This window comes from Cohnella sp. 56, assembly GCF_037963805.1.
Lineage (GTDB): Bacteria > Bacillota > Bacilli > Paenibacillales > Paenibacillaceae > Cohnella.
This window is the reverse complement of sequence record NZ_JAZDQE010000006.1, coordinates 190,806-212,864: the sequence shown is the minus strand read 5'-3', so window position 1 is coordinate 212,864 and position 22,059 is coordinate 190,806. Positions and strand designations below refer to the sequence as shown.

The following is a 22,059-nucleotide window of genomic DNA, read 5'->3' as shown; positions in this document are numbered from 1 at the left end:
AAGCCTGGCACAGCGTTCCGGTCTATGCCATACTAAAATCCAAGTTATTCTTCCTACGGGGGAGGAGCTCGGATGAAAAACTTATATATCGTGCGGCATTGCAAGGCGGAAGGGCAGGAGCCTGACGCCAGGCTGACCGAGTCGGGCATGCGACAGGCGGAGATGCTGGCTGCATTTCTGATCGGCCAAGAGATTGATTATATCGTCTCTAGCCCGTACGAGCGGGCTTGCCGCACGATCGCGCCATTGGCCGAACAGATCGGCATGGAGGTTGTATTGGACGACCGCTTGAGTGAGCGGGTCTTGTCGAGCGGGAGCGATCCGGATTGGCGCGATCGGCTTCGCCACACATTCGATGATCTGGATATTTGCTATGAAGGCGGAGAGTCCAGCCGTGCGGCGATGAGCCGCGCGATTCGCGTCGTCCTGGAGGCGCTGGAGCGCGACAAACAAAACATTGTGCTGGTCTCGCACGGCAACCTCATAGCGCTTCTGCTCAAGCATTTCGACGACCGCATCGGGTTTGAGGAATGGGAGGCTTTATCCAACCCGGATGTTTTCCATCTCGCATTCCCGACAGAAGCACAGCCCACAATTCAGAGAATATGGACGGACGGGTCCGAGCAGATCCCCCGCAGAGACATTGAGCTTTTTTAAGCAGAGAGGCAGACAGCCTCTCTTTTTTTGTTAACGGTAGAGACGTATCATGTCCCCAAGAAACTGCCGGAAAGCTTCTGCATAGGAAGGAGGCGCGACCACTTTGAGTGTGCCGTAGCCGCCGCCGGCGCCATGGATCGCATAGATCGCTATATTCGACAAGGCGAGCGTCTCCATATCGCGAAGCCGGATACCTTGCCGCCGCACCCTCCGCCCTGCCTCCCCGCCTGCGCTTCGAAAATTGGCGAGCAAGGCAGGAATCTGGGGACGCATGTCGAACAGAAAGATGACGAACCGGCATCCAGCCGCTCGTCATTTTCAATAAAAGGGAGGACCTGTATTGTTGCGTCATACGATCGGAAGCGCGGCCATCAGCGCTTGTCTGCTGCTCGGCTCGGCCGAGGCGGCTGCCGGGCAAACGGCTGCCCCTTCGGTGAAGGCAAGTGCGGTACAAAGCGGCAAAACGTATGTCCAGAGCACCGTTGACCGGCTGAACGTACGGACGGCGCCCAAGCTGACGGCATCGGTCATCCAGATGATCGGCAAAAGCGGCAGCTACGAGGTAGTGGACAAGCAGGACGAGTGGTTTAAAATCAAACTTTCAGCGAAGCAGACGGGTTGGGTATTCGCCGATTATATGAAGCAGACGACGGTTGACGCCAAGCCGGCGGTCGTGAAGACGAGTGCCGCGTCTGCGGTCGTTAAGATTACGGACGTGACGAATCTGCGCAAAAGCCCCAGCACCGAAGCGGATATCGTCGGCAAGGCGCAGCCGGGGCAGAACTATTCCATCCTGGGCAAGGAAGGGGACTGGTATCGCGTCTCGCTCGGCGCGAAGGGGACGGCCTATGTAGCGGCTTGGGTCGTGTCGACGAACGACGCTTCGGGAACGAAGGTGCAGGCGCCGGCGAGCGGGCGTCAGGTGTACATCTACCATACGCACAACCGGGAGTCCTGGAAAAATGTAGCCACGCAGACGAACGGCTCCTCGATCGACGACCCCAAGATCAACATCACGCTGGTCGGGGATCGGCTGGGGACGGCGCTGCAGAAAAGAGGCGTCTCGGCTCTCGTGGCGGACGACGATATTACGGAGCGGCTCGCGTTGAACAACCTCGGTTTCTCGCAATCGTACACCGAATCTCGCAAGATTGTGCAGACGGCGATGAAGACGAATGAGTCGCTGGGCTACTTTTTCGATATTCATAGGGACGGGGACGTGCCGCGCAAGCAAACGACGGTCACGCTGGGAGGCAAGACGTATGCTCGGGTGCTGTTCGTCATCGGCATGGGCAATGCGGACTACAAGGCCAACAAGCAGTTCGCGGAGGCGCTGCACGAGCGGCTGGACAAAAAATATCCCGGCCTGTCGCGGGGCGTATTGATGAAGGACAAGGCGCATGGAGACGGGGAATACAATCAATCGCTGTCCCCGCGCAGCATGCTGCTGGAGGTCGGCGGCGCCAACAATACGCTGCAGGAGTCGCTGAACACGGCCGACGCGTTCGCCGATATATTCGCCGCTTATACCGGGACGGAGGTATAAGAAGGCATAGCAGGCGGGATTCATCCGCCCGTCATTCGAGAGCCATGAGCAGCCTTTCGCGGAGAGGGGCGTCATGGCTCTTTGCCATGCACTAAAGGAACAGGGGGAAACCTTGTGTTTTCCCTGTTTTCATTTTCCCGCCGCTCGATTAAGATGAAAGCAATATCTATGGAAAATGTGGCGTCGAATCTAGCGAAGAGGACGTGGCATCCATGAATGTAATGCTCATCGAGGATGAACCCGACGCGCTTGTGGGCATGACCCGGATCGCAGCCGGACTGAACCGGCCCGATCTCACTTTGCATACGGCGGACAACGCGGAGAGCGCCATGCAGATCATCCATGCCCTGCAGCCGGAGCTTATCGTGACGGATATCATGCTGCCGAGGATGACGGGGCTGGAATTGATGGAGAGTGTCGTGGACGAAGACGGCTACAAGCCCAAGGTGATCGTCGTCAGCGGATTCAACGATTTCGAATACGCGCGCCAGAGCATCCGGCTCGGCGCGTTCGACTATTTGCTCAAGCCATTCCGTACCGAGGACTTCAAGGAGCGGATCGAGAAGGCCATCGACATGGTGCTGCTGGAAAAAAAGCTGGCGGCCGAAAACTCGAAGCAGCAGTCGCTCGCGGAGAGAGGCAATCATGCGCTGCGGAACGAATATCTCATCGAGTTCTGCACCCGCCCGACGCGCTTGGAGGAGCATCTCTATCAGCGTCTTCAATTCTGGCAGCTCGCGTGGCTCGCGGAAGCGCCGTATACGGTCATGCTCATGGACGTCAAAGGATACCCGGACGGCAAGCCCCTCCACCGGGATCATGCCCTGCAGACGTTCGCGATCGGGAACATCGTGAGCGAGCTGGCCGACGCCCGACCGCCATCCGTCCTGCTGAAGGATCCCAAAAACAGATGGATGCTCATCACGGCCTCCGACCAGCCCGAGCAGATGGCCAAGGATGCGGTGGCATCCGTCGGCAGCTATCAGCGGATCACGCTTGCCGTCGGCATCAGCGCCAGGATGGAGCGCTTCGATCAACTCCACGAAGCATACGCCCAGGCGCAGCGTGCCTATCAAATTCACTCGCTGTCGGACGAGGCGCCGATGCATTACGAGACTCCCGCGGCCTCTGCCGCCATAGCTGCCGACTCCATTCCCGAAGCGATCGCCGCCTTGATTGTCAGAGGGGACAAAGAGACGCTCAAGGACGCCGTAGCGACGTATTTCCGGCAGGCGGTCCTGCAGGGCGCGCACTCTTACAGTCATGAAGAAGTCGTCCGAATCCTGCTCGGCTTCCTCTCCCGCATTCATCTGGCGCTCAAGGATGCCGAAGGCTGGCAGCTCGAAGAGGTGCCCATGCGGGTATGGGAGGATCTCGACGAGTGCCGCACGTTAGACCAGTATTCGAACGTTCTCCAGCAGTACGTGCCGACCCTCTGCCGCAGGACGACGCACAATGCGCTCATCGCCAGGGCGATTCGAATCATTACGGAGCACTATGCGGAGGATCTGACGCTCCAGGCGATCGCCGAGCGCCTGTCCATGCACCCGGTATGGCTCAGCCAATCCTTCAAGCGGGAGACCGGGCAGACGTATATGGATTTTCTGACGGAGACGCGGCTCGCGCACGCTCGGCGTCTGCTGACCGAGAGCTCGATGAAAATATACGAAATCGCCGAAGCCGTCGGGTACCGCGATCTGCAGCATTTCGGAAATATCTTCAAAAAGCGCGTAGGCTTGACACCGAAGGAGTTCCGATACGGGAAATGAAGTGGACGCGAATCGCCGCGGGCGACCTATTCCGGAAAATGATCCTGCTCATGTGCCTCTCCGTGCTCGTGCCTTTGGGCGCGCTCGGCTACTTGTCGTACGAGCAGTCCAAAAAGCAAATCGGGTTCGTGACAACGCAATTTCTCGAAGACAATCTGCGGGTTAACGCCAAGGGAGTCGACGATTTTCTCCAGGGCGTGGAACGGCAATCCGAGAGCATCATCGGCTCCGGCGAGCTGCAGTCTTTTCTGCGGCAGCCGGAGCCGTCGGTCTATACGGAGGAGCTCACCTTCATTAACCGGATGAACGCCTTGACCGCCCGGCTGAAGGGACCTTACGAGCTCTACATCAGGCCGAAAAGCCTGAAAGCTTATCCCAACTATCGGAATCTGATGGGCCTGTCCCGCATCGATCCCGAGTCCGCTTATTTCGAGGAGGCGCTGACGAGGAACGGCCAGGGCAAATGGGTTCATCTATGGGACGAGCGGATTCGGCAGCCCGTTCATCTCTACGTGCGGGCCATCCGTTCGCTCGACGACTTCGAGCCGATCGGCATCATGGCGATCCGCGTGCCCGAATATCTCGTGCGAACCGAGCTGATCCCGCCGTCTTCCTTCAAAAACTATCGCTTCGTCATGGTCGACGACCGCAATCGCATCATCTCGCAACCATACGAAGGGGCGTATCTTGAGCCGTATCGACCGATCGAAGGCTGGTCCAGCGCGGAGATCGCCCTCCAGGACGGGGGGAAGCTGATCGCGATGCTGCCCGAGCGCGACTTGACCGGCAACATCGGACGCATCAAAAGCTTCACGATCGCCACCGTCATCGCAAGCTTCCTCGTCATTGCCTTGTTCGTGGCCATCGTCATCCGCAACTTCACGCTGCCGATCATGCAGCTGGTCAAGCATATGAAGCAGGTGCGCAAAGGGCTGCTGGAGCCTTTCCGCTTGCCACGTGCGCGCGACGACGAGATCGGCCAGCTGGTGAACGGGTACAATCGAATGACCCGGGATATGTCGGACCTGCTGGATGCGACCAAGCGGATGGAGTCGGACAAACGGCAGCTTGAGATGCAGTCGCTCATTCATCAGATCAACCCGCACTTTTTCTACAACACGCTGGACTCGATCAAATGGAGCGCGGAGCGGGCAAATGTGCCCGATATCGCCGAGATGGTGACGAAGCTCGCCAATCTGCTTCGCTTCAGCCTGAACAACGGCGAAGAGCGGACGACCGTGGGGCGCGAGATCGAGCATGCCAGAAGCTACATGGAGATCGAGCTGCTGAGGAGCAAGCGATCGTTCCAGTTTTTTGTGCAGGCGGATCCGGACGTGCTCGGTCTGGGGCTCATCAAGCTGATCCTGCAGCCGCTTGTGGAAAATGCGGTGAAGCACGGGATGAACCGCATGCCCGAAGGCAAAGGCAAGATCCGGCTGACCGTCAGACGATCCGGCGCGAGCTTGATCTTCGTCGTCGAGGACAACGGACCGGGCGCAGGCGAGCGTCAGGATATCGAGGAGGACGCCGGCATGCCGAGAGAGCGCCGTTCGGCCGAGTTCGGCCATGGCATCGGGCTGTCCAACGTCCACAAGCGGATTCAGCTCCACTTCGGCGAGCCGTACGGAATCGAGATCGAGCAGGGGAGGACGGAGGGCTTCCGGATCTCGATCCGCGTGCCGGTTCAGGAGAGCCGGTAGCGCGCGTCGCGATCGGGCGGACGGACGAGCGGACGAGGCGGACGGGCGAGTGAGCTGACGAGCAGACGGATGGGCGATCGGGCGGACGAGGCGGACGAGCGGACGAGCAGACGGACGGCGGGCGGATGAGCTGGCGAGCTGACGAGCAGACGGACGGACGGGCGGACGAGGCGAACGGACGAGCGGACGAGGCGGACGAGCAGACGGACGGACGGGCGAGCTGACGAGGCGGACGGGCGAGCGGACGAGCAGACGGACGGACGGACGGACGGACGAGGCGGACGGGCGGGCGGACGGACGAGGCGGACGGGCGGGCGGACGAGCGGACGAGGCGGACGGGCGAGCAGACGGACGGGCGGGCGGACGAGCGGACGAGGCGGACGGGCGGGCGAGCGGACGAGCAGACGGACGGGCGGACGAGCTGACGGGCGGACGGACGAACGAGCGGATGAGCAGACGGGCGAGCTGATGGGCGGACGAACGAGCGGATGAGCAGACGGGCGAGCAGACGGACGGGCGGACGAGGCGAACGGACGAGCGGACGAGGCGGACGGGCGAATGAGCAGACGGACGGACGAGTGAGCGAGTGAGCCAGCCAGCAAGCAAGCAAGCGAGCGATGCCCTCCACCCGGGCGAACCGGGGGTTCCTAGAAGCTGGGCGATTCGCGGGCAGGTGAGCCCACATTCGGCCTGGCGAAGCTTTTCGGTGGCTTGCAGGCCCCAAAGCCTGCATTTATACATGTATTTTTGGCCGGCTAACGGTGCCTGATGAAATACCTGCAAATGTGCAGGTAAATGCAAGTTGCAAGCCGGAATTTCGGCAGATGGCGTAAAATAACTGCGTTTTTGCAGTTATTCCGTTTAAAATGGCCGACATCGGCGGAAATAGATGTATATTTGCAGGCATTTGCCGCAAAGGAACGAAGTCGATAAAAATCCAATGCCAAACCTGAATATTGTCCTGTTCATCTCCGAAATGCCAACGGCTACGATGAGAATGCAATCCTGGATTGCCACATCAATCATCGGAACGGAGGCAAGGAATGATGAAAAGAAGGACATGGCTGGGCCTGCTGCTCGCAGTCGCAATGATCGCGAGTCTGTGGCAGGCGCCGGGGCAGCAAGCGCACGCATCCGGCGAGTACGATCTGTTAAGGGCCAAATGGAAGGAGATGCTGACCGGGGGGACGAGCTATAATCCGTCCGATTCCGAGATCGCGCCGAAGATCGCCTCGATCCAAGCGGATGCCGCCACGGATATGAACACGATGGACGTATCGGCGAACCGGACTAAACTGTGGTCCTTCAACGGAGCGACGAGCGGCGAGATCGCCAAGCTGTCTTACCGCAAGCTGAAGGAGATGGCGCTCGGCTATGCGACCAAAGGCACGTCGATGGAGGGAGACTCGGGCTACCGGGACGCCATCGTCTCCGCGATGGAATGGATGTATGCGAACCGGTACAACGAGACGATCGCCGAAGCGGGCAATTGGTGGGACTGGGACATCGGCGCTCCGATCGAGATCACCAATATCGTCATCTTGATGTACGACGATTTTACGTCAACGCAGCGGACGAACTATATGAATGCGATCGAGCATTATGCAAGCGCTTCCCTGTACGCGTATTCGGGCGCCAACCGGGTATGGCTCTCTTATCTGATGGCGGTACGGGGCATGATCCTGGAGGACAGCGGCAGAATCGCAGCCGGCAGGGACGGGCTGGGGGATGTCTTCGAATATGTCACCTCCGGCGACGGCTTTTACCGCGACGGCTCCTTCGTCCAGCATACGAAGTTCGCCTATACCGGCGGCTACGGCAAAGACATGCTGAAGGACATCGCCAACCTGATGTACGTGCTCAGCGGCTCGTCGTGGGCGGTGACCGACTCGCGCAAGGACAATCTGTTCAAGTGGGTGTACGACGGCGTCGAACCGCTCCTCTACAAGGGAGCGATGATGGACATGACGCGCGGACGCGAGATCTCGCGCAACAAGTTCCCGGATCATGTCGTCGGCCATGACGTGATCCAGACGCTGATCCGCATCTCGCAGTTCGCGCCGTTCGCCGACCGGCTCGCGATTCGCTCGCTCGTCAAGTACGAGATCGGGGCGGACACGTACCGCAGCTTTTACGACGATGCCAGCATCAACATGATTGTGCTCGCGCGTCAGATCATGAACGACACCGCTGTCGTCGCACGCGGCGAGCTGTCGCTGAACCATGTGTTCGCGGGGATGGACCGCGTCGTTCACGACCAGCCCGGCTTCGGCTTCGCCGTCAGCATGAGCTCGAAGCGCATCCTGCCCTACGAGCTGATTAACGGGGAAAATCGCAAGGCTTGGCATACCGGCGAGGGCATGACGTATCTCTACAACGGGGACCTCGGGCAGTTTAGCGGGGACTTCTGGCCGACCGTGGATCCTTACCGGCTGCCGGGCACGACGGCGCAAGCCGGGACTCAGACCCAGACGGCGAGCGGCCAGGGCGGCGACGTGGCCGGCGGCGCATCGCTCGGCGGCTTCGGCGTGGCGGCGATGCGCCTGACGCCCTATGCGCAGACGCTCGATGCGAAGAAGTCGTGGTTCATGTTCGACGACGAGATCGTCGCGCTCGGGGCGGGCATCGCCGCGTCGGACGGCAAAGTCGTGGAGACGACCGTCGAGAACCGGAAGCTGAACGCGGCCGGCGACAATGCGTTCACGGTGAACGGCACGGCGAAGTCGAATACGCTCGGCTGGAGCGAGACGATGACCGGCGTCAACTGGGCGCATCTCGACGGGAATGTGTCCGGCTCTGGCATCGGCTATTACTTCCCGACTCCGGCGACATTGAAGGCAAGCCGAAAGGCGAATACAGGCGCCTGGAACGCCTTGAATACGTATGTCGGATTCAACGATGCCACGCCGGTCACGCGCAACTATCTGAACCTGTGGTTCGATCACGGCACGAATCCGACGGCCGGCGACTATGCCTACGTGCTCCTGCCGAATCGCTCGGCGACGCAGGTCGGCACCTATGCGGCGAGCCCGGACATCGCCGTGCTGGAAAATTCGGCGGACGCGCAGGGTGTAAAGGAGACCGGACTCGGCGTCACAGCCGTGCAGTTCTGGAAGGACCAATCGAAGACCGTGAGCGGGATTACCAGCGACAAGGTCGCTTCGGTCGTCGTGAAGGAGACGGCGAGCGAGATCGCGGTAGCGGTGGCGGACCCGTCGCAGCTGAATACGGGGACGATTCAGATCGGATTGAATTCGCCTGCGGCCTGCACGATCGAGAGCGATCCGGGCATCGTCGTCCAGCAGACCTCGCCCGGCATCCAGTTCACGGTTGACGTGAACGGCAGCCAAGGCCAATCGTTCGTCGCCTCGTTCAAGAAGAGCGGCACATGCGGCGGGACGCAGCTGACGACGTACGAGTCGGAGAGCCTGCCCTTCGATTCGTCCGGCGACGTGTCGCAGATCGTCCACTCCGACACGCCGGCCAGCGGCGGGAAGTGGAGAAAGTATGCTTCGAACGCTGTGGGAGATTACGCGGAGCACGCGCTGGATGTGCCGCAGGCCGGCACGTACAACGTCTCCGTGCGCGGCAAGCTGTCGACCGACCGGGCGACGGCCCAGTTGACGGTGCAGGGCATCGCGGTGGGCGCGCCCGTGGACTTCTACAAGTCCGGCACGGCGTCGTTCCAGACGATCCCGGTCGGCACGATATCGTTTGCTGCCGGCGGTCCGAAGACGTTCCGCTTCACCGTCACGGGCAAGAACGGCGCCAGCACGGACTATGTGCTGCCGCTCGATGCCATCGTTCTGGAGCGCACAGGGCCGGTGCCTGCCGTATCGCGACAGGAGGCGGAGCTGCTCACCTCGTCGAGCTCCGCCGGCGATACCGTAGTCGCCGTCAACGACGGCGGGGCGAGCGGAGGCAAGATGTCGAAGCTGAACGCGAACGCGGTGAACGATTATGTCTCTTATGCCGTCAACGTAGCCGCGCCGGGCACGTACCGGATCTATGCGAGAACGAAAAATTATTCGGATCGCGGCATTTATCAGCTGTACGTAGACGGTGTCACACAAGGTACGCCCGTGGACCAGTACGCATCCGGACAGACGTTCAAGACGACCAGCCTCGGTACGGTCAACTTCTCGTCGGCCGGCACGCGCACGTTTAAGTTTCAGGTGACAGGCACGTCGGGGACCGGATACGTGCTCGTATTCGATCGGCTTGAATTGGTGCCGGAATGATGACAGGGCGCCTATAGCCTTCCGTTTTTCCGACCAGGACGCTCGCGGCCGCCGCGAGCGTCCTTTTCACTAAAAGACCAGGAGTAAACACTTAGAACCCCCTGTTCAAACGAAAGTCCCCGGCAGGTAACATGGAGTCAGAGAATGAAAGAAGGAGTGACCCCATGAATACGGTCGTCAAAGCCGTTCCCCGAGCAAGCCGCGCGCCGAGTGTCCCGCTGGCCCGATTCGGCAGAGCGGTATGGAAGCACAAAATTTTATACTTGTTCCTGCTGCCGGGGTTGATCTATTACCTGACCTACAGGTATACGCCGATGCTGGGCGCGATTATCGCGTTCAAAGACTACAACATCATGGACGGCATCGCCAAGAGCCCCTGGGCCGATCCCTGGTACAAGCATTTCCGAACCTTTTACGAATCGCCGTACTTCTGGCAGCTGCTCACGAACACGCTGCTCATCAGCTTATACAAGCTCCTGTTCGGCATGATACCCGGCATCGCCCTCGCCGTGCTGCTGAACGAGATCAAGAACAAGGTGTTCCAGCGGTTCGTCCAGACGGTCACCTACTTGCCCCACTTCTTGTCCTGGGTCATCATCTACGGCATCTGCGTCGCCTTCCTGTCGGAGACCAACGGGCTGGTGAATCACATGATCAAGGAGCAGGGCGGGCAGGCCGTCAACTTCCTGTCTTCCACACAGTGGTTCCGCAGCATCCTCGTCGGCTCCGAGATCTGGAAGGATACCGGCTGGAGCGCCATCATCTACCTGGCCGCGATCGCGGGCATCGACCCGGCGCAGTACGAAGCCGCGAGGGTGGACGGAGCGGGCAGGATGCGCGGCATCTGGCATGTCACCTTGCCGGGAATCCGGAGCGTGATCGTCCTGCTGTTCATCCTGAAGCTCGGCCAGATGCTGGACGCGGGCTTCGACCAGATCTACATCATGTACAACATTCAAGTGTATCCGGTTGCGGACATCATCGACACCTGGGTGTTCCGGACGGGACTTGAGCAATTGAACTTCAGCATCGCGGCCGCCGTCGGGCTGTTCAAGTCGCTGGTCGGATTCGTGCTTGTCGTGTCGGCGAACCAGGTCGCCAAGAGATGGGGGGAGCAGATATGGTAACGGGCATCAAGGATCGGGTGTTCGACTGGACGGTCATCGTCATTCTGAGTTTGTTCGCGCTGGCGATCATCTTCCCGCTGCTGTACGTCGTGTCCGTCTCGCTGACGCCGTACAGCGAGGTGCTGCGCAACGGCGGGTTCATCATTATTCCGAAAAAGCTGACCTTCGACGCGTATGCCGCCTTCCTGCACGATTCGCTCATTCCGCGAGCATACGGAGTTACGATCTACATTACGGTCGTGGGCACGTTTCTCAATCTCGTATTCACTTCGTTGATGGCGTATCCGCTCAGCAAAAAGTATTTGCCCGGCCGCAAGCCGCTGCTGTTCTTCGTGACGCTGACGCTGCTGTTCAACGGCGGTGTCGTGCCTACCTACCTGGTCGTCAAGGGGACGGGGATGATCAACTCGCTGTGGGCGCTCATCATCCCCAGCGTCATCTGGACCTTTAACCTGTTGATCGTGAAGACGTTCTTCGAGAATCTCCCGACGGAGCTCAGCGAAGCGGCCCGGATCGACGGCGCCGGCGAGGTGCGCATCCTCACCCGTATCGTGCTGCCGCTGTCGATGCCCGTGCTCGCTACCGTGGGCTTGTTCTACGCAGTCGGCCACTGGAACGAATTTTTCCAGGCGGTCATGTACATCAACGACAACAACTTGAAGCCGCTGCAAGTCATCCTGCGCTCCATTCTGGCCAGCGCCCTCACGCCGCCGATGGATGCGGAGGACGTCCTCCCGTCGCAGTCGCTGCAGATGTCCGCGGTCGTACTCTCGGCGCTTCCGATTCTCGTTGTTTACCCGTTCCTCCAGAAGTACTTTACGCAAGGGATGCTTCTGGGCTCGATCAAGGGTTGACATAGACCATCACTACGAAAAGGGGAAATCGTATGGGACTGAATACAAAATGGGGCATGGGGCTGAGCTGCATGCTGCTGCTGGGCACGGCGCTGACCGGTTGTGCGTCGGGCAGTAACGACGGAAAAGCGGGCGGCGACGCCGGCCAGGCTGCGGGGGGCAAGGGGAACGCGGCGCCCGTCAAGCTGAACTTGTTCGTCAGCGGCACGAATCTGCCGGCGCCGCAGGAGGACTTCATTCTGCAAAAGCTGAACAAGGACTTGAACATGGATCTCTCGTTCAACGTCGCGGCGCCGACCGAATACGAGCAGCAGCTGAACGTTAAAATTGCGGGCGGCAGCGCGCCGGATATTTTCTCCGTATCGAAGGCGCAGCTGCAAAACTACGTGAAGCAGGGCATCCTGCTGGACCTGGACCCCTATCTCGACAAGATGCCGAACGTGAAGAAGATGCTCGGAGAGAACGACCTGAACAAGACGCGCGTCGACGGCAAGCTGTACGGCATTCCGAAGCGCGCTTATCTGCCGATGGCCACGTACTGGATTCGCAAGGATTGGCTGGATAAGCTGAAGCTGGAAATGCCCAAGACGATCGACGACTTCGCGAACGTCGTCAAGGCGTTCACGGAGCAGGACCCGGACGGCAACGGCAAGCGGGACACGTACGGCCTCACGGGCAGCGGCATCGGCAGCCCGGACGCGGTGAACGCGCCGTCTACGTTCGATCCGATCTTCTCCGCCTTCGGCGTCGCCACGCCCGGCCAGTTCATGATCAAGGACAATCAGGTTGTCTACTCGACACTGCAGCCGGAGATGAAGGACGCGATTGCCTACATTCGCGATCTGGTCGAGAAGGGCTACGTGGACCCCGAGTTCATGAGCAACGTCATGACGCGCAGCCAGGAGAAGGTGTTCCAGGGCCAAGCGGGCATCGTATATCTCAACTGGGCCGAGATGTCCAAGGACGAGTTCGTCAAGCAGTACAAGGCGATCAATCCGAACGCCGAATGGGTGCAATTGCCGGCGCTGACCGGTCCGGGCGGCACCTACCAGGGCAGCTTCGATATCGGCAGCACGGGCGGGCGGTATGCGTTCCCCAAGCAGCTGGCCGACGATCCGCAGAAGCTCGACAAAGTGCTGGCGTACATCGACTATATTACGGCGGGACCGGGGTCCTTCCTGGTCATGTACGGCTTGGAAGGCGTTCATTTTAACTTCGAAGGCGATAAGGTCGTCCCGACCGACCGCATCTCCGAGACGGGCTATGCCTTCAACCATCAACTGACGGGACGCGACGAACGCAACTATCTGACGACGAAGTTCCCGAAGCAGCAGGCGCTGATCGACTTCGCGGCCGGCGAGCCGCGCATCGAGACGTACAACGAGATGATCCCGCTCCCCGCGGACTTCCCGCTGGCGGACAAGACGAGGTTCGAGATCGAGGAACTGACGAAGTTCGTGTTCGGCAACCGTCCGATCGAGCAATTCGATGACTATACGAAATCGCTGCAGTCGCAATTCGGGCTCGATGCCTATCGCCAAGCGGCGGCCGACACGCTGAAGTCGCTCGGGTATTTGAAATAACGGGAGGGGGGCTGCGCGCAGCCCCTTCTCCATGTACAGCGTACAGCAAAGGAGTGCAATCGGATGATTATAGAACCGGCTCGAGAAATTCCCGTCTGGCACGAGGCCGACATCTGCGTGCTCGGCGGCAGCTGCACCGGCGTGTTCGCCGCAGTCCGCGCGGCGAGACTGGGCGCCAAGGTCGTCATCGTCGAGAAGCAGAATGCGTTCGGAGGCGTCGCAACGTCGGGGTTGGTCAACATATGGCATACGCTGTACAATACTGAATTTTCCAGGCAGATCATTGCGGGGCTGACCTGGGAGACGATCGAGAGGCTGGAGCGGGTAGGCGCCGTCGCGGAGGAGCAGAAAAGCCATTCGGTCGGTTATGTGCTCAATACGGAGGAGCTGAAGATCGAGCTGGACCGGATGGTCGTCGAGAGCGGGGTCAAGGCTTATCTGCACACGATGTTCGTCGCCCCCCATGTGGAGCATGGCGAGCTGCAGGCCATCGTCGTGGAAAACAAATCCGGGCGGGGCGCCATTCGCGCCAAAGTGTTCATTGATGCGACCGGGGACGGCGATCTGTGCGCGCGGCTGTCGCTGGCGCATCGCATGGCCGCCCATTTTCAGCCGTCGACGACTTGCGCCAAGATCGCGGGCTGGGGGGCAAGCGGCGATACGCAAGACGATGTGACGGGCAGCGACAGCTTGATCGGTCTTGACCTGAAGCAGGCGCGGATCTCCCATCGCGAGGAGTTCGAGCTGCCCGAAGGGTTCGGCTGGGGGCGGCATGTGCCGGGCACCCGGGACGTCTACATGTATGCGGGCACGCGGATTTATCATGCGAACAGCGCGGACGGCGACGACCTGACGCGCAGCGAGATCGAAGGGCGCAGGCAAGTGCGCGCCGTCATGGACTTGATCCGCAAGTACGGTCCGGACAACCGCCTTGCACTCGTATCGCTGCCTTCCTACATCGGCACTCGCGAGACGCGGCACATCGATTGCCTGTATCGGCTGCAGGGCGAGGATGTGCTGTACGGCAAGCCGTTCGACGATGCGATCGCCTACGGCAGCTACCGGGTCGATATTCATCACCAGGACAAACCGGGTCTGACGTTCAAATATTTGAACGGCGAACAAGTGTATGTCCGCCCGGGCCACCCGAACGAGACGGGCAGATGGCGCGGCGCGCTGGCGGCCGATCCGACCTACTATCAGATTCCGTATCGCTCGCTGGTGCCGCAGGGCCCCTTCGGCAATGTGATCGCGGCCGGACGGATGATCGATGCGGACGAGGAGGCGTTCGGGGGCATCCGGGTGATGGTGAACATGAACCAGACTGGCGAAGCGGCCGGCGTCGCTTCTTATCTGGCGCTGCACCGTTCGACGGCGCTGGGAGACGTGGACGCGGCCGACCTCCGCAGGGAGATGAAGGCGGGCGGCTCGATCATACTCTGAATCGCTTGAGAGGAGTCGGACGAATCATGCGTCCGGCTCTTTTTGGAGGGTCGGAAAGTATGCATGTGGCGGAGATTCGCAGGCGGATAAACGCCTTTTCGGCGTAAAGGCGCTTTCGGCGGCTTGCGGGATGAAAAGCCTGCATTGGTACATGTATTATTTATCGGCTCGCGCGACATGAGGAAATACCTGCAAATGTGCAGGTAAATGTACAGCGCAAGCCGGAAATGGAGCCGATGGCGGAAAATAACTGCACTTTTGCATCTATTCTGTTTAAAAGGGCCGACACCGGCGGAAATAGATGTATATTTGCAGGCATTGCGGCAAAGGAACGGCGCGGGCTGGCCGGAGGTACGGCAGGCCCTCATTCGCGTGCGGAGCGACGGCAAGCTCGCTGTCGTATCAGCAATGCGTAATATTAACAGCCGGAGACACCTGATTCGCCGAGGCCGAAGGGGAAGGCCGACGGTCGCCTCCGAGCGCCAGCACCGCCACAATCCGCTCCTGCGGCCGAACGCCGAACAGTTTGCATTGCTCCGCGTCATAGATCCATGCCGGCATCGATCGCCGGACGGGCCACGGCCCGGAGGCGGCCAGCAATTGAAAGTTCTGGACGAGGCAGCATACCGCCGCGTAATCTTCCTCGCGCTTGTGGGGGTCCGGCTCCTCCTTGGCTACGACCAGCAAAAACGCCGCGGAAGCATCTCCGTCCAAGGCCCGAAGCCGATCCGCCGCTTCGCCGTCCCCTGCATAAACAAATCGCCAGGGTTCACGCAGCCCGTCGTTGGGCGCCCATACCGCATCGTTCAGCAGGGTCAGGACGCTTTGCGAAGATACCCTTGGCGAAGCTGTCTTGTGTGCAGAGCCACTTTGCGAAGATAGCCGATGGGGGGCCGCATCCCCGCTCACATCGCCTTCCAAAGCCGTCCACTTCTGCTCTGCAGGCGTTCTTTTGCGCGCTCTCGGCACCTTTTCAAAGTACCCGATGCTCAAAATGCCGGCGAATCGTTCGCCTATCCGCAGGCCGATTTCCGCTTTGAATCGATCGCTGTTCAGCATCGGATCGGTGTACCACAGCATGCCGAGCCCAAGCTCCCAGCCCAGCAGCTGAACGTTTTGCATAATGCCGCATACGGCCGCATAATTTTCGTCGCGCTGCCGCTGCGTGCTGCCGGACTCCGCGATGAAGACCAGGTGGGCCGGCGTTTCCGTCACTTGCTTTTTGATCAGATCGAGCATTTTGCCCGGCAGGAGCTTGCCGAGCGTACTGCCCTTCACCTTGGCGATCATGCTGTCCGCCAGGCTGTGACGACCCTCCGGCGTGTCATAACAAATACTGCGCCATTGCGGCGCTTCCTCCGTATCGGCCTGGTACAGCGCCGCGGCTTGGTTCACCAGGGAATCGATTGTTTTCTGTGCGACCGGCGTTGTCTTATATTTGCGAATAGATCTGCGTTCTCTTATCGTCGCGGATACGTTCAAGCGAATCGCTCCCCCTCGGATGGCGGTTATTGCTCCCGCTAAATTGTTCACAGGTAAACTATAAATGCGATGGTTATAGTCTGTCAAATTGATTTTCCAAAGCTTTATTAGTTGTGATATATTGTTTATATATAAACGATTATCCGGAAGTTACAGTAGGGAGCGATTTGGCATGACGAGCACGTCCGATGGACTTAAACGATTGCTGCACAGCCGTCTTCACCACTATCTGCATGTATTCGAGTCGACAGTCTCCACCGAGATAGCCGCGTTTGCCGACCTCGCACGGGTGAAGGGCATCTCGTCGATTCCCAGCCATATGACGAGCGTTCACGTCATCGATTGCATCGGACGTCACGAACCCGTCAACAACACGTCGATCGCGGAAAAAATGAACCTGTCCAAGGCGAGCATTACGAAAATAAGCGCCAAGCTGCTGAAAGAGGGGTTCGTTAAGCGCAGCCAGCTGAACGACAACAAAAAGGAAGTGTACTTCAGCCTGTCGGCCAAAGGCAGGCAGATTTACGAGGTGCACGCCATGATGCACGACAAAATCGAGGAATCCTTTATCCGTGCGCTGGACGCCTTTTCGGAGACGGAGCTTGCGGCATCGCTGAAGTTTATTCAGACGCTGATCGATCAGACGGGCGACTTCTTGAAAGAGGGCGGAAGCGGGGCGACGCATATGGATGACTGATTCCAATCCGATCGCATTATTGAGCAGGGGGAGCGGTTCCCGCAAACCTCTACACCCCCCGCTTTCTTCTCCCCAAGATCGTCATCCCGCTGTCGCAGCCGCGGCCAGGGGGAAGACGGCAATCCCTGATTCGAATGTCATGAGGGTGCTTCCCGGATGTCAGAGGACATCCTGTATCTGCGTATGCAGATGCGTTTTTGCCTTGCAGGAGTCTTCCTGCTGCCAGCGAAAAAGTAAGCGATGCTTTTTTTTAGAAATAAACGCGTCAATGCTGTGGATTGTGGATGTCCTTATTCGTTGTGTGAGTGGCAGGTCAAAAGGACAGAGGGAAACGCGATGAGCAAGGCTACTTCCAAAAACGGCACGCCAATCGCCAACGATAAGCTGGGAGCCGGGGCGCCGCGGGGCTGCGATCAAGCTGTTCATGCGCGAAGGCGTCGGATTGCCGGCTTCGCTCGTGGCCATCATGCCGCTCATGCCGGCCTGGTCCAAGCTCAAGGCGGTCGCGCACACGCTCCCGTACGACACGCGGCTGACGATCGATCAGCAGCAGGGCGACCAGGCTGCGCTGGACCGATGGTCGACCGTCCGGACGCCGACGCTGGTCGCGGCGGGCGGCAAGAGCCCGGCCTGGATGCGCCATGCGATGGAGACGCTGGCGCAGGCGCTCCCGCATGCGCTCCCGCAGGCGCTCCTGCATGCGCGGCATCAGACGCTGCCCGGTCAGACGCATATTGTCAAGCCCGCCGCTTTGGCGCCCGTATGGGCGCAATTTTTTTCGGCAGAAACCTGGTCTTCATTAGGGAACGCGCGTGGAGCCGAATCGTAATCGACCGTCCGAGAATCGGGCGGATCGTGTCCGTGATGACATACGGATAAATCCCGGGCACGCCGGCCGAACTCAACGGTAAAGTGATGCATATGGTGCTTGAGGCTGCGGGCGGGAATGTGCTGCTGCTGTCCGATGCGCTCGGTCCCGCGAGCGGCGGGCGTGCCGTATCGCTGGCGCTCGCCTTCGGCAGAGAGCCGAGGCGCGAGGCGTTCGGGCAGGTGGCAGACGGCGGGAGGGTTCAATATCCGTTCGAGCCGCAGCCTTGGGGCGCCCACGATGGCGAGCTTGAGGACAAGTACGGCGTCCGCCGGCAGGTCGTGCAGCAGTAAGCTGCGTTCAAGCGTGGGCAGACTGTCGGCGCCGATCGGGCGCGCCGAAAGCCTGCATTCGTGCAGGCTTTCGGCGGGGCCGTTAGAGCTGAGGCCCACAAACCTGCATATGAGCATCTTTTTAGCCGCAAATGCCGAATTCCCGCGCGTAAAGAAGTAAAAGCCTGCAGATTCGCATCTTTTACCGTCCAAGGCAAGCCTTGCACGGAAAAAAGATGTAAATTCGCAGGCTTTCGGCCTTGCCGCACTCACAGTTACGCTATACGGCAGAGATGGGCCGCCCGACCGCTTCCCTGCCCTACCTTTTCCGAACCGGCACCCACACCTCTACCTCGGCATCCGCCGGATTGCCGTTCAGCAGCACCTCCGCGACCGGCCCGCCGGTGTATTCATATTCGTATGCCTCGCTCAGGACCGAGCCGAACGCTTCATCCTCCAGCCTATCGAACGCGAGCCGCGACAGCCCGCCTTTTTCCGACAGCACCAAGTATTCGCCCTCAGCGAAGTGAACCTCGTCCGCCTGCTCGGGCAGCGGCCGGGAAGAGATAACGCCTGCATAGTAGCGGACGCTGCCGTCGTCGTCCTGCGCGACAGCGGCGCAGCCATACGGGCTCTCCGCATACGGGCGAAGTCCTGCCAGGCTGCCGGTTTCGATCATACTTTTGAAAAAGACCGTCTTCTGGCCCGAATACTGCGGCGCATGGATGCCTGTCCCGTCGTTCAGCGCGGTTTTAAAACCGATGATGCGAAATGCCGCTTTCCGCTCGATGGTGCGGTTGCTCATGAAATGCTGCCTCCTAATCGTTAATGGGTGTCTGCATATCGAGCATAAGCTATCAACTATGACAACTGTATGGCATACTTGATGCGGGGGTGGCGTATTGAAAATCGATCGCTTGATGGCGTTGATAATGCTGCTGCTGGAGCGCGAAGTGGTCAGCGCACGGGAATTGGCCGAACGGCTGGAAGTGAGCCGCAGGACGATCTATCGCGATATCGATACGCTGACGATGGCGGGGCTGCCAATCTTCACGCAGGAGGGCGCGACGGGCGGCATCGGGCTGATGAAAGCTTATAAGGTGGACAAGCTGCTGTTCACGCAGCGCGATATCCAGACGTTGGCGGCCAGCTTGAACGGCTATCGGCAGCTGTTCGGCCACAAGGAGCTGGCATACATCGTAGAAAAGCTGAACGCCATTCATCGCGAGAGCGGCACGGGGACGCCGGAAGGGAAGTTCGCCGTCGATCTGTCGCTTAACCGGGGGAACGAGTCGCTGCGCAGCTCGCTCAGTCTGATCGAGACCGCGATGAATGAGGCGCGTTGTCTGGCCTTCGACTATGCGGACCGGGACGGACGTCTCAGCGCCCGCAAGGTCGAGCCGTACCAGGTCGTCTTCAAAGCGGGCAGCTGGTACTTGCAGGGCTACTGCGTCGACCGGGCGGATTACCGCATCTTCAAGCTGGCACGGATGAGCCGGCTGCAGGTGCAGCGGGAGGCGTTTGCGCCGAGGGACTTCAAGCCCTTGCCGATGGACGGGGGCGCATGGATGAGCGGGGAATGGGTGGAGGTCAAGATCCGCATCCATCGTTCGGTGGCCGATCGGGTGATCGAGCGCTTCGGGGAGGACTACATCCTCGAACGGGGGGACGAGACCTGTCTCGCCAAGTATTCGATTGTCAACAATTCACACGGCTACGACAAGCTGCTCGCGTTCGGGGACAAGTGCGAAGTGGTGGAGCCGGTTGAAGTGCGCAGAGCGTTGCGGGAGTACGTGTCCAAAATATTGGCGCAGTACGGATGAGGCTTGCCTTGTTGACAGAAGCGGGAGGGAAGGAGTAATCTGTTTGTTGTGTAATTATTACTATTAAAGGAGGCGAGTTTTATGCGCGTCATTGTTACGCTTGCATGTACCGAGACGGGGGACCGGAACTATACGACAACGAAAAACAAAAGAACCCACTCGGGACGCATCGAGATGATGAAGTATTGCCCGCGGCTCAAGCGGCGCACGCTTCACCGCGAAACCCGCTAAAGAATATGCCGGGCTGGCCGGGCGATTGAAGCCGCGGTCAGGCCCGGCGTACGGCGGATCGGCGTTGCCAGCCATCTCGAATAATCGTAATTATTACATAAAGAGGAATTGGCTTGAACAGAAAAACAAGAAAGCTATGGATCGCCATGACCGCTGCGGTCGTGCTGTTAACCGGCTGCGGGGCAAGCCGGAATGCGGTCCCGCAGCCGGCCTCTGCAACTGCGCCGGCTGCTGCAGCTGCATGGCGCATCATGCGGCCACCCTCCCGGTCGGCGCGGTCACGACGCTGATGGGCGCCCCCTTTTTTCTGTATCCTTTGCTCAAGGCCGTGGTCAGGAAATAAGACGAACAGCCCACAATGTAACGAAAATCTGCGAAGGAGCACGCGCATCATGAGCAAAAGCAACTCTTCCGTCCGTCTGCCCCGCGCGAAAGGGATCGATATGGCGACCTGCTACACGCCGAAGGAGTGCGCCAGAAAAGCCAGACATATCGTATTACCGCCGCACAACCGCACGATCGTGGAACAATTTATCGCGATATTGGGTATGAAGGATAAGTTCGCGCTTTACGAGGTGCCGATTCCCAACAAGATCGTAATGTTCGGTCCGCCGGGCACCGGTAAAACGTTAACCGCTTATCATATCGCGCAGCGGCTGGCGCTTCCTTTGGTTGTGGTCAGGCTGGATGCGATCATTCACAGTCATCTGGGCGAGACGGGGAGCAATGTGGGCAAAATATTCGAGCATGCGCAAGCCTCGCCCTGCGTCCTGTTCCTCGATGAGTTCGATGCGCTCGCCCGCACGCGCGACAGCAGCGACGAGGTCAAGGAGATGGCCCGTGTCGTCAACACGCTGCTGCAATGCCTGGATGCGTTCGACGGGGACAGCGTGCTGATGGCGGCCACCAATCTCGAGTCCGAGCTGGATCGGGCGGTCTGGCGGCGGTTCGACACCAAGCTCGCGTACCGGATGCCCGACGATTCGTCGCGCGCTGAATATATCGGGCTGCTGCTCGGCGGCTTCGCGCAGCAGGCGGGCGTCGAGCGGGCGGCGGCGGAGCTGCTGCGCGGGTGCAGCTATGCCGATATGGAGCAGATTCTGATGAAAGCGAAGCGGAAAGCGATCATCGAGGATCGGCCGTTAAATGAAGCTCACATGAGAGAGGCGTATGCCGAGTACAGACCGGTCCCCGAGCGGCAGGATTAAAGGGTAGCGATGGGCACGCCGGAAGGATACACTGTTGAAGTGCGGCAGGAGGGGATGGACATGGCTGATGCAGGCCAAAAGGATGCGCGCGAGGAGATCGTCAGCGAGCATACCGAGCGACAGTGGCAGAAGCGGCGTCTGGAGCTGGCCGAATGGACCGAACGGCCGAAGGTCAGGCAGCGCGCCAAACAGACGGCGTGGCTCGGGCAAGCCGAGGTCGACGCGGAGCTGCTCGGCGCGCTGACGCAGCTCAAGAGAATAGGGATCGAGACGGAGCATTCCTGCGCCGGCGTCAGCGTGCTCGACGAGCCCGAGGACCACTCGCTGTATGCCTATATTACGCTGCACGCTTCCCCGCTGGCCGATCGATTCGTACAGGCGGCGATGGCGTATATGAAGCGGCGGCTGTTGGTCACATTCGAGCCAGCGCGCAGCCGCTACGATTGTTCTTCCTTTCTGATCGGACACAACCGTTCCTTCTGTCTGCTGATGGAGAAGTGCGCGCGGGAGTTCGCGGCAGGATTGAAGTTGTAAAAGGATTTGTTGGAGTATCGGCGG

At 59.8% G+C, this 22,059-nt stretch carries 19 protein-coding genes and 1 pseudogene; 16 read left to right on the top strand and 4 right to left on the bottom strand.

Annotation, left to right across the window (positions count from 1 at the left end; translation table 11 throughout):
- Nucleotides 1–72: 72 nt before the first annotated feature.
- The gene (locus VQ071_RS13375) at nt 73–657 is read left to right on the top strand and encodes a histidine phosphatase family protein (RefSeq protein ID WP_340514507.1); all 585 of its coding nucleotides are present in this window, start codon (nt 73–75) and stop codon (nt 655–657) included.
- 30 nt (nt 658–687) lie between these two features.
- Here the strand turns inward: VQ071_RS13375 and VQ071_RS13370 are convergent, their stop codons facing one another.
- A complete protein-coding gene (locus VQ071_RS13370) occupies nt 688–864 on the bottom strand; it encodes a hypothetical protein (RefSeq protein WP_340514506.1) in 177 nt (58 codons plus the stop codon).
- A gap of 136 nt (nt 865–1,000) precedes the next feature.
- Here VQ071_RS13370 and spoIIP point away from each other — a divergent pair, with 136 nt between their 5' ends.
- The 8 genes and pseudogenes from spoIIP to VQ071_RS13330 form a co-directional block, all read left to right on the top strand.
- Entirely contained in the window at nt 1,001–2,203 is a 1,203-nt protein-coding gene (spoIIP, locus tag VQ071_RS13365; protein WP_340514505.1) for a stage II sporulation protein P, read from the top strand.
- Between the two features lie 212 nt (nt 2,204–2,415).
- Complete coding sequence (locus tag VQ071_RS13360; RefSeq protein ID WP_340514504.1) at nt 2,416–3,972, top strand: response regulator transcription factor; 1,557 nt, start codon at nt 2,416–2,418, stop codon at nt 3,970–3,972.
- A complete protein-coding gene (locus tag VQ071_RS13355; RefSeq protein ID WP_340514503.1) occupies nt 3,969–5,672 on the top strand; it encodes a cache domain-containing sensor histidine kinase in 1,704 nt (567 codons plus the stop codon). The genes VQ071_RS13360 and VQ071_RS13355 overlap by 4 nt, the downstream gene beginning before the upstream one ends.
- Nucleotides 5,673–6,718: 1,046 nt before the next feature.
- The gene (locus tag VQ071_RS13350; protein WP_340514502.1) at nt 6,719–9,913 is read left to right on the top strand and encodes a polysaccharide lyase family 8 super-sandwich domain-containing protein; all 3,195 of its coding nucleotides are present in this window, start codon (nt 6,719–6,721) and stop codon (nt 9,911–9,913) included.
- A 164-nt stretch (nt 9,914–10,077) separates the two neighbouring features.
- Complete coding sequence (locus VQ071_RS13345) at nt 10,078–11,040, top strand: ABC transporter permease (protein WP_340514501.1); 963 nt, start codon at nt 10,078–10,080, stop codon at nt 11,038–11,040.
- Nucleotides 11,034–11,894: a carbohydrate ABC transporter permease gene (locus VQ071_RS13340; RefSeq protein WP_340514500.1), complete on the top strand. Its 861-nt coding sequence runs from the start codon at nt 11,034–11,036 to the stop codon at nt 11,892–11,894. Before VQ071_RS13345 ends, VQ071_RS13340 begins: the two co-directional genes overlap by 7 nt.
- A 32-nt stretch (nt 11,895–11,926) precedes the next feature.
- A complete protein-coding gene (locus VQ071_RS13335; RefSeq protein WP_340514499.1) occupies nt 11,927–13,477 on the top strand; it encodes an extracellular solute-binding protein in 1,551 nt (516 codons plus the stop codon).
- Between the two features lie 42 nt (nt 13,478–13,519).
- A pseudogene (locus tag VQ071_RS13330) lies at nt 13,520–14,920 on the top strand (FAD-dependent oxidoreductase); the annotation flags it as partial.
- 402 nt (nt 14,921–15,322) lie between these two features.
- Here VQ071_RS13330 and VQ071_RS13325 read toward each other — a convergent pair.
- Nucleotides 15,323–16,402, bottom strand: a complete 1,080-nt coding sequence (locus VQ071_RS13325; protein ID WP_340514498.1) for a nitroreductase family protein — start codon at nt 16,400–16,402, stop codon at nt 15,323–15,325.
- Nucleotides 16,403–16,574: 172 nt separating this feature from the next.
- Between VQ071_RS13325 and VQ071_RS13320 the strand changes: the two genes are divergently transcribed.
- From VQ071_RS13320 to VQ071_RS13310, 3 genes are all read left to right on the top strand, one after another.
- Entirely contained in the window at nt 16,575–17,099 is a 525-nt protein-coding gene (locus tag VQ071_RS13320; RefSeq protein WP_340514497.1) for a MarR family transcriptional regulator, read from the top strand.
- 424 nt (nt 17,100–17,523) lie between these two features.
- The gene (locus tag VQ071_RS13315) at nt 17,524–17,928 is read left to right on the top strand and encodes an alpha/beta fold hydrolase (RefSeq protein ID WP_340514496.1); all 405 of its coding nucleotides are present in this window, start codon (nt 17,524–17,526) and stop codon (nt 17,926–17,928) included.
- Between the two features lie 86 nt (nt 17,929–18,014).
- The gene (locus VQ071_RS13310) at nt 18,015–18,260 is read left to right on the top strand and encodes a hypothetical protein (RefSeq protein WP_340514495.1); all 246 of its coding nucleotides are present in this window, start codon (nt 18,015–18,017) and stop codon (nt 18,258–18,260) included.
- 298 nt (nt 18,261–18,558) lie between these two features.
- On the opposite strand, the gene VQ071_RS13305 is transcribed toward VQ071_RS13310, so the two are convergent.
- Nucleotides 18,559–19,044 (bottom strand): GyrI-like domain-containing protein, encoded by a 486-nt coding sequence (locus tag VQ071_RS13305; protein WP_340514494.1) that lies wholly within the window; start codon nt 19,042–19,044, stop codon nt 18,559–18,561.
- A gap of 97 nt (nt 19,045–19,141) precedes the next feature.
- Between VQ071_RS13305 and VQ071_RS13300 the strand changes: the two genes are divergently transcribed.
- Both VQ071_RS13300 and rpmG read left to right on the top strand, forming a co-directional pair.
- The gene (locus tag VQ071_RS13300) at nt 19,142–20,062 is read left to right on the top strand and encodes a helix-turn-helix transcriptional regulator (protein ID WP_340514493.1); all 921 of its coding nucleotides are present in this window, start codon (nt 19,142–19,144) and stop codon (nt 20,060–20,062) included.
- An 81-nt stretch (nt 20,063–20,143) separates the two neighbouring features.
- Nucleotides 20,144–20,293 carry a 50S ribosomal protein L33 gene (gene rpmG / locus VQ071_RS13295; protein ID WP_340514491.1) on the top strand — a complete coding sequence of 50 codons (150 nt, stop codon included), beginning with the start codon at nt 20,144–20,146 and terminating at the stop codon, nt 20,291–20,293.
- 37 nt (nt 20,294–20,330) lie between these two features.
- Here rpmG and VQ071_RS13290 read toward each other — a convergent pair whose 3' ends face one another.
- A complete protein-coding gene (locus tag VQ071_RS13290) occupies nt 20,331–20,687 on the bottom strand; it encodes a hypothetical protein (RefSeq protein WP_340514489.1) in 357 nt (118 codons plus the stop codon).
- On the opposite strand from VQ071_RS13290, the gene VQ071_RS13285 reads away from it, so the two are divergent.
- Together VQ071_RS13285 and VQ071_RS13280 are read left to right on the top strand one after the other, a co-directional pair.
- Nucleotides 20,686–21,501, top strand: coding sequence for an AAA family ATPase (locus VQ071_RS13285; RefSeq protein WP_340514488.1), 816 nt, complete (start codon nt 20,686–20,688; stop codon nt 21,499–21,501). The genes VQ071_RS13290 and VQ071_RS13285 overlap by 2 nt on opposite strands.
- A 60-nt stretch (nt 21,502–21,561) precedes the next feature.
- Nucleotides 21,562–22,035: a hypothetical protein gene (locus tag VQ071_RS13280; RefSeq protein ID WP_340514487.1), complete on the top strand. Its 474-nt coding sequence runs from the start codon at nt 21,562–21,564 to the stop codon at nt 22,033–22,035.
- The last annotated feature ends 24 nt before the right edge of the window (nt 22,036–22,059 follow it).

Excerpts from the sequence above, each read along its gene's own strand:
- VQ071_RS13375 (WP_340514507.1), top strand. The coding sequence starts at position 73 with ATGAAAAACTTATATATCGTGCGGCATTGCAAGGCGGAAGGGCAGGAG.
- VQ071_RS13360 (WP_340514504.1), top strand. The coding sequence starts at position 2,416 with ATGAATGTAATGCTCATCGAGGATGAACCCGACGCGCTTGTGGGCATG.
- VQ071_RS13355 (WP_340514503.1), top strand. The coding sequence starts at position 3,969 with ATGAAGTGGACGCGAATCGCCGCGGGCGACCTATTCCGGAAAATGATC.
- VQ071_RS13350 (WP_340514502.1), top strand. The coding sequence starts at position 6,719 with ATGAAAAGAAGGACATGGCTGGGCCTGCTGCTCGCAGTCGCAATGATC.
- VQ071_RS13345 (WP_340514501.1), top strand. The coding sequence starts at position 10,078 with ATGAATACGGTCGTCAAAGCCGTTCCCCGAGCAAGCCGCGCGCCGAGT.
- VQ071_RS13340 (WP_340514500.1), top strand. The coding sequence starts at position 11,034 with ATGGTAACGGGCATCAAGGATCGGGTGTTCGACTGGACGGTCATCGTC.
- VQ071_RS13335 (WP_340514499.1), top strand. The coding sequence starts at position 11,927 with ATGGGACTGAATACAAAATGGGGCATGGGGCTGAGCTGCATGCTGCTG.
- VQ071_RS13320 (WP_340514497.1), top strand. The coding sequence starts at position 16,575 with ATGACGAGCACGTCCGATGGACTTAAACGATTGCTGCACAGCCGTCTT.
- VQ071_RS13315 (WP_340514496.1), top strand. The coding sequence starts at position 17,524 with ATGCGCGAAGGCGTCGGATTGCCGGCTTCGCTCGTGGCCATCATGCCG.
- VQ071_RS13310 (WP_340514495.1), top strand. The coding sequence starts at position 18,015 with ATGCATATGGTGCTTGAGGCTGCGGGCGGGAATGTGCTGCTGCTGTCC.
- VQ071_RS13305 (WP_340514494.1), bottom strand. The coding sequence starts at position 19,044 with ATGAGCAACCGCACCATCGAGCGGAAAGCGGCATTTCGCATCATCGGT.
- rpmG (WP_340514491.1), top strand. The coding sequence starts at position 20,144 with ATGCGCGTCATTGTTACGCTTGCATGTACCGAGACGGGGGACCGGAAC.
- VQ071_RS13285 (WP_340514488.1), top strand. The coding sequence starts at position 20,686 with ATGAGCAAAAGCAACTCTTCCGTCCGTCTGCCCCGCGCGAAAGGGATC.
- VQ071_RS13290 (WP_340514489.1), bottom strand. The coding sequence starts at position 20,687 with ATGATGCGCGTGCTCCTTCGCAGATTTTCGTTACATTGTGGGCTGTTC.
- VQ071_RS13280 (WP_340514487.1), top strand. The coding sequence starts at position 21,562 with ATGGCTGATGCAGGCCAAAAGGATGCGCGCGAGGAGATCGTCAGCGAG.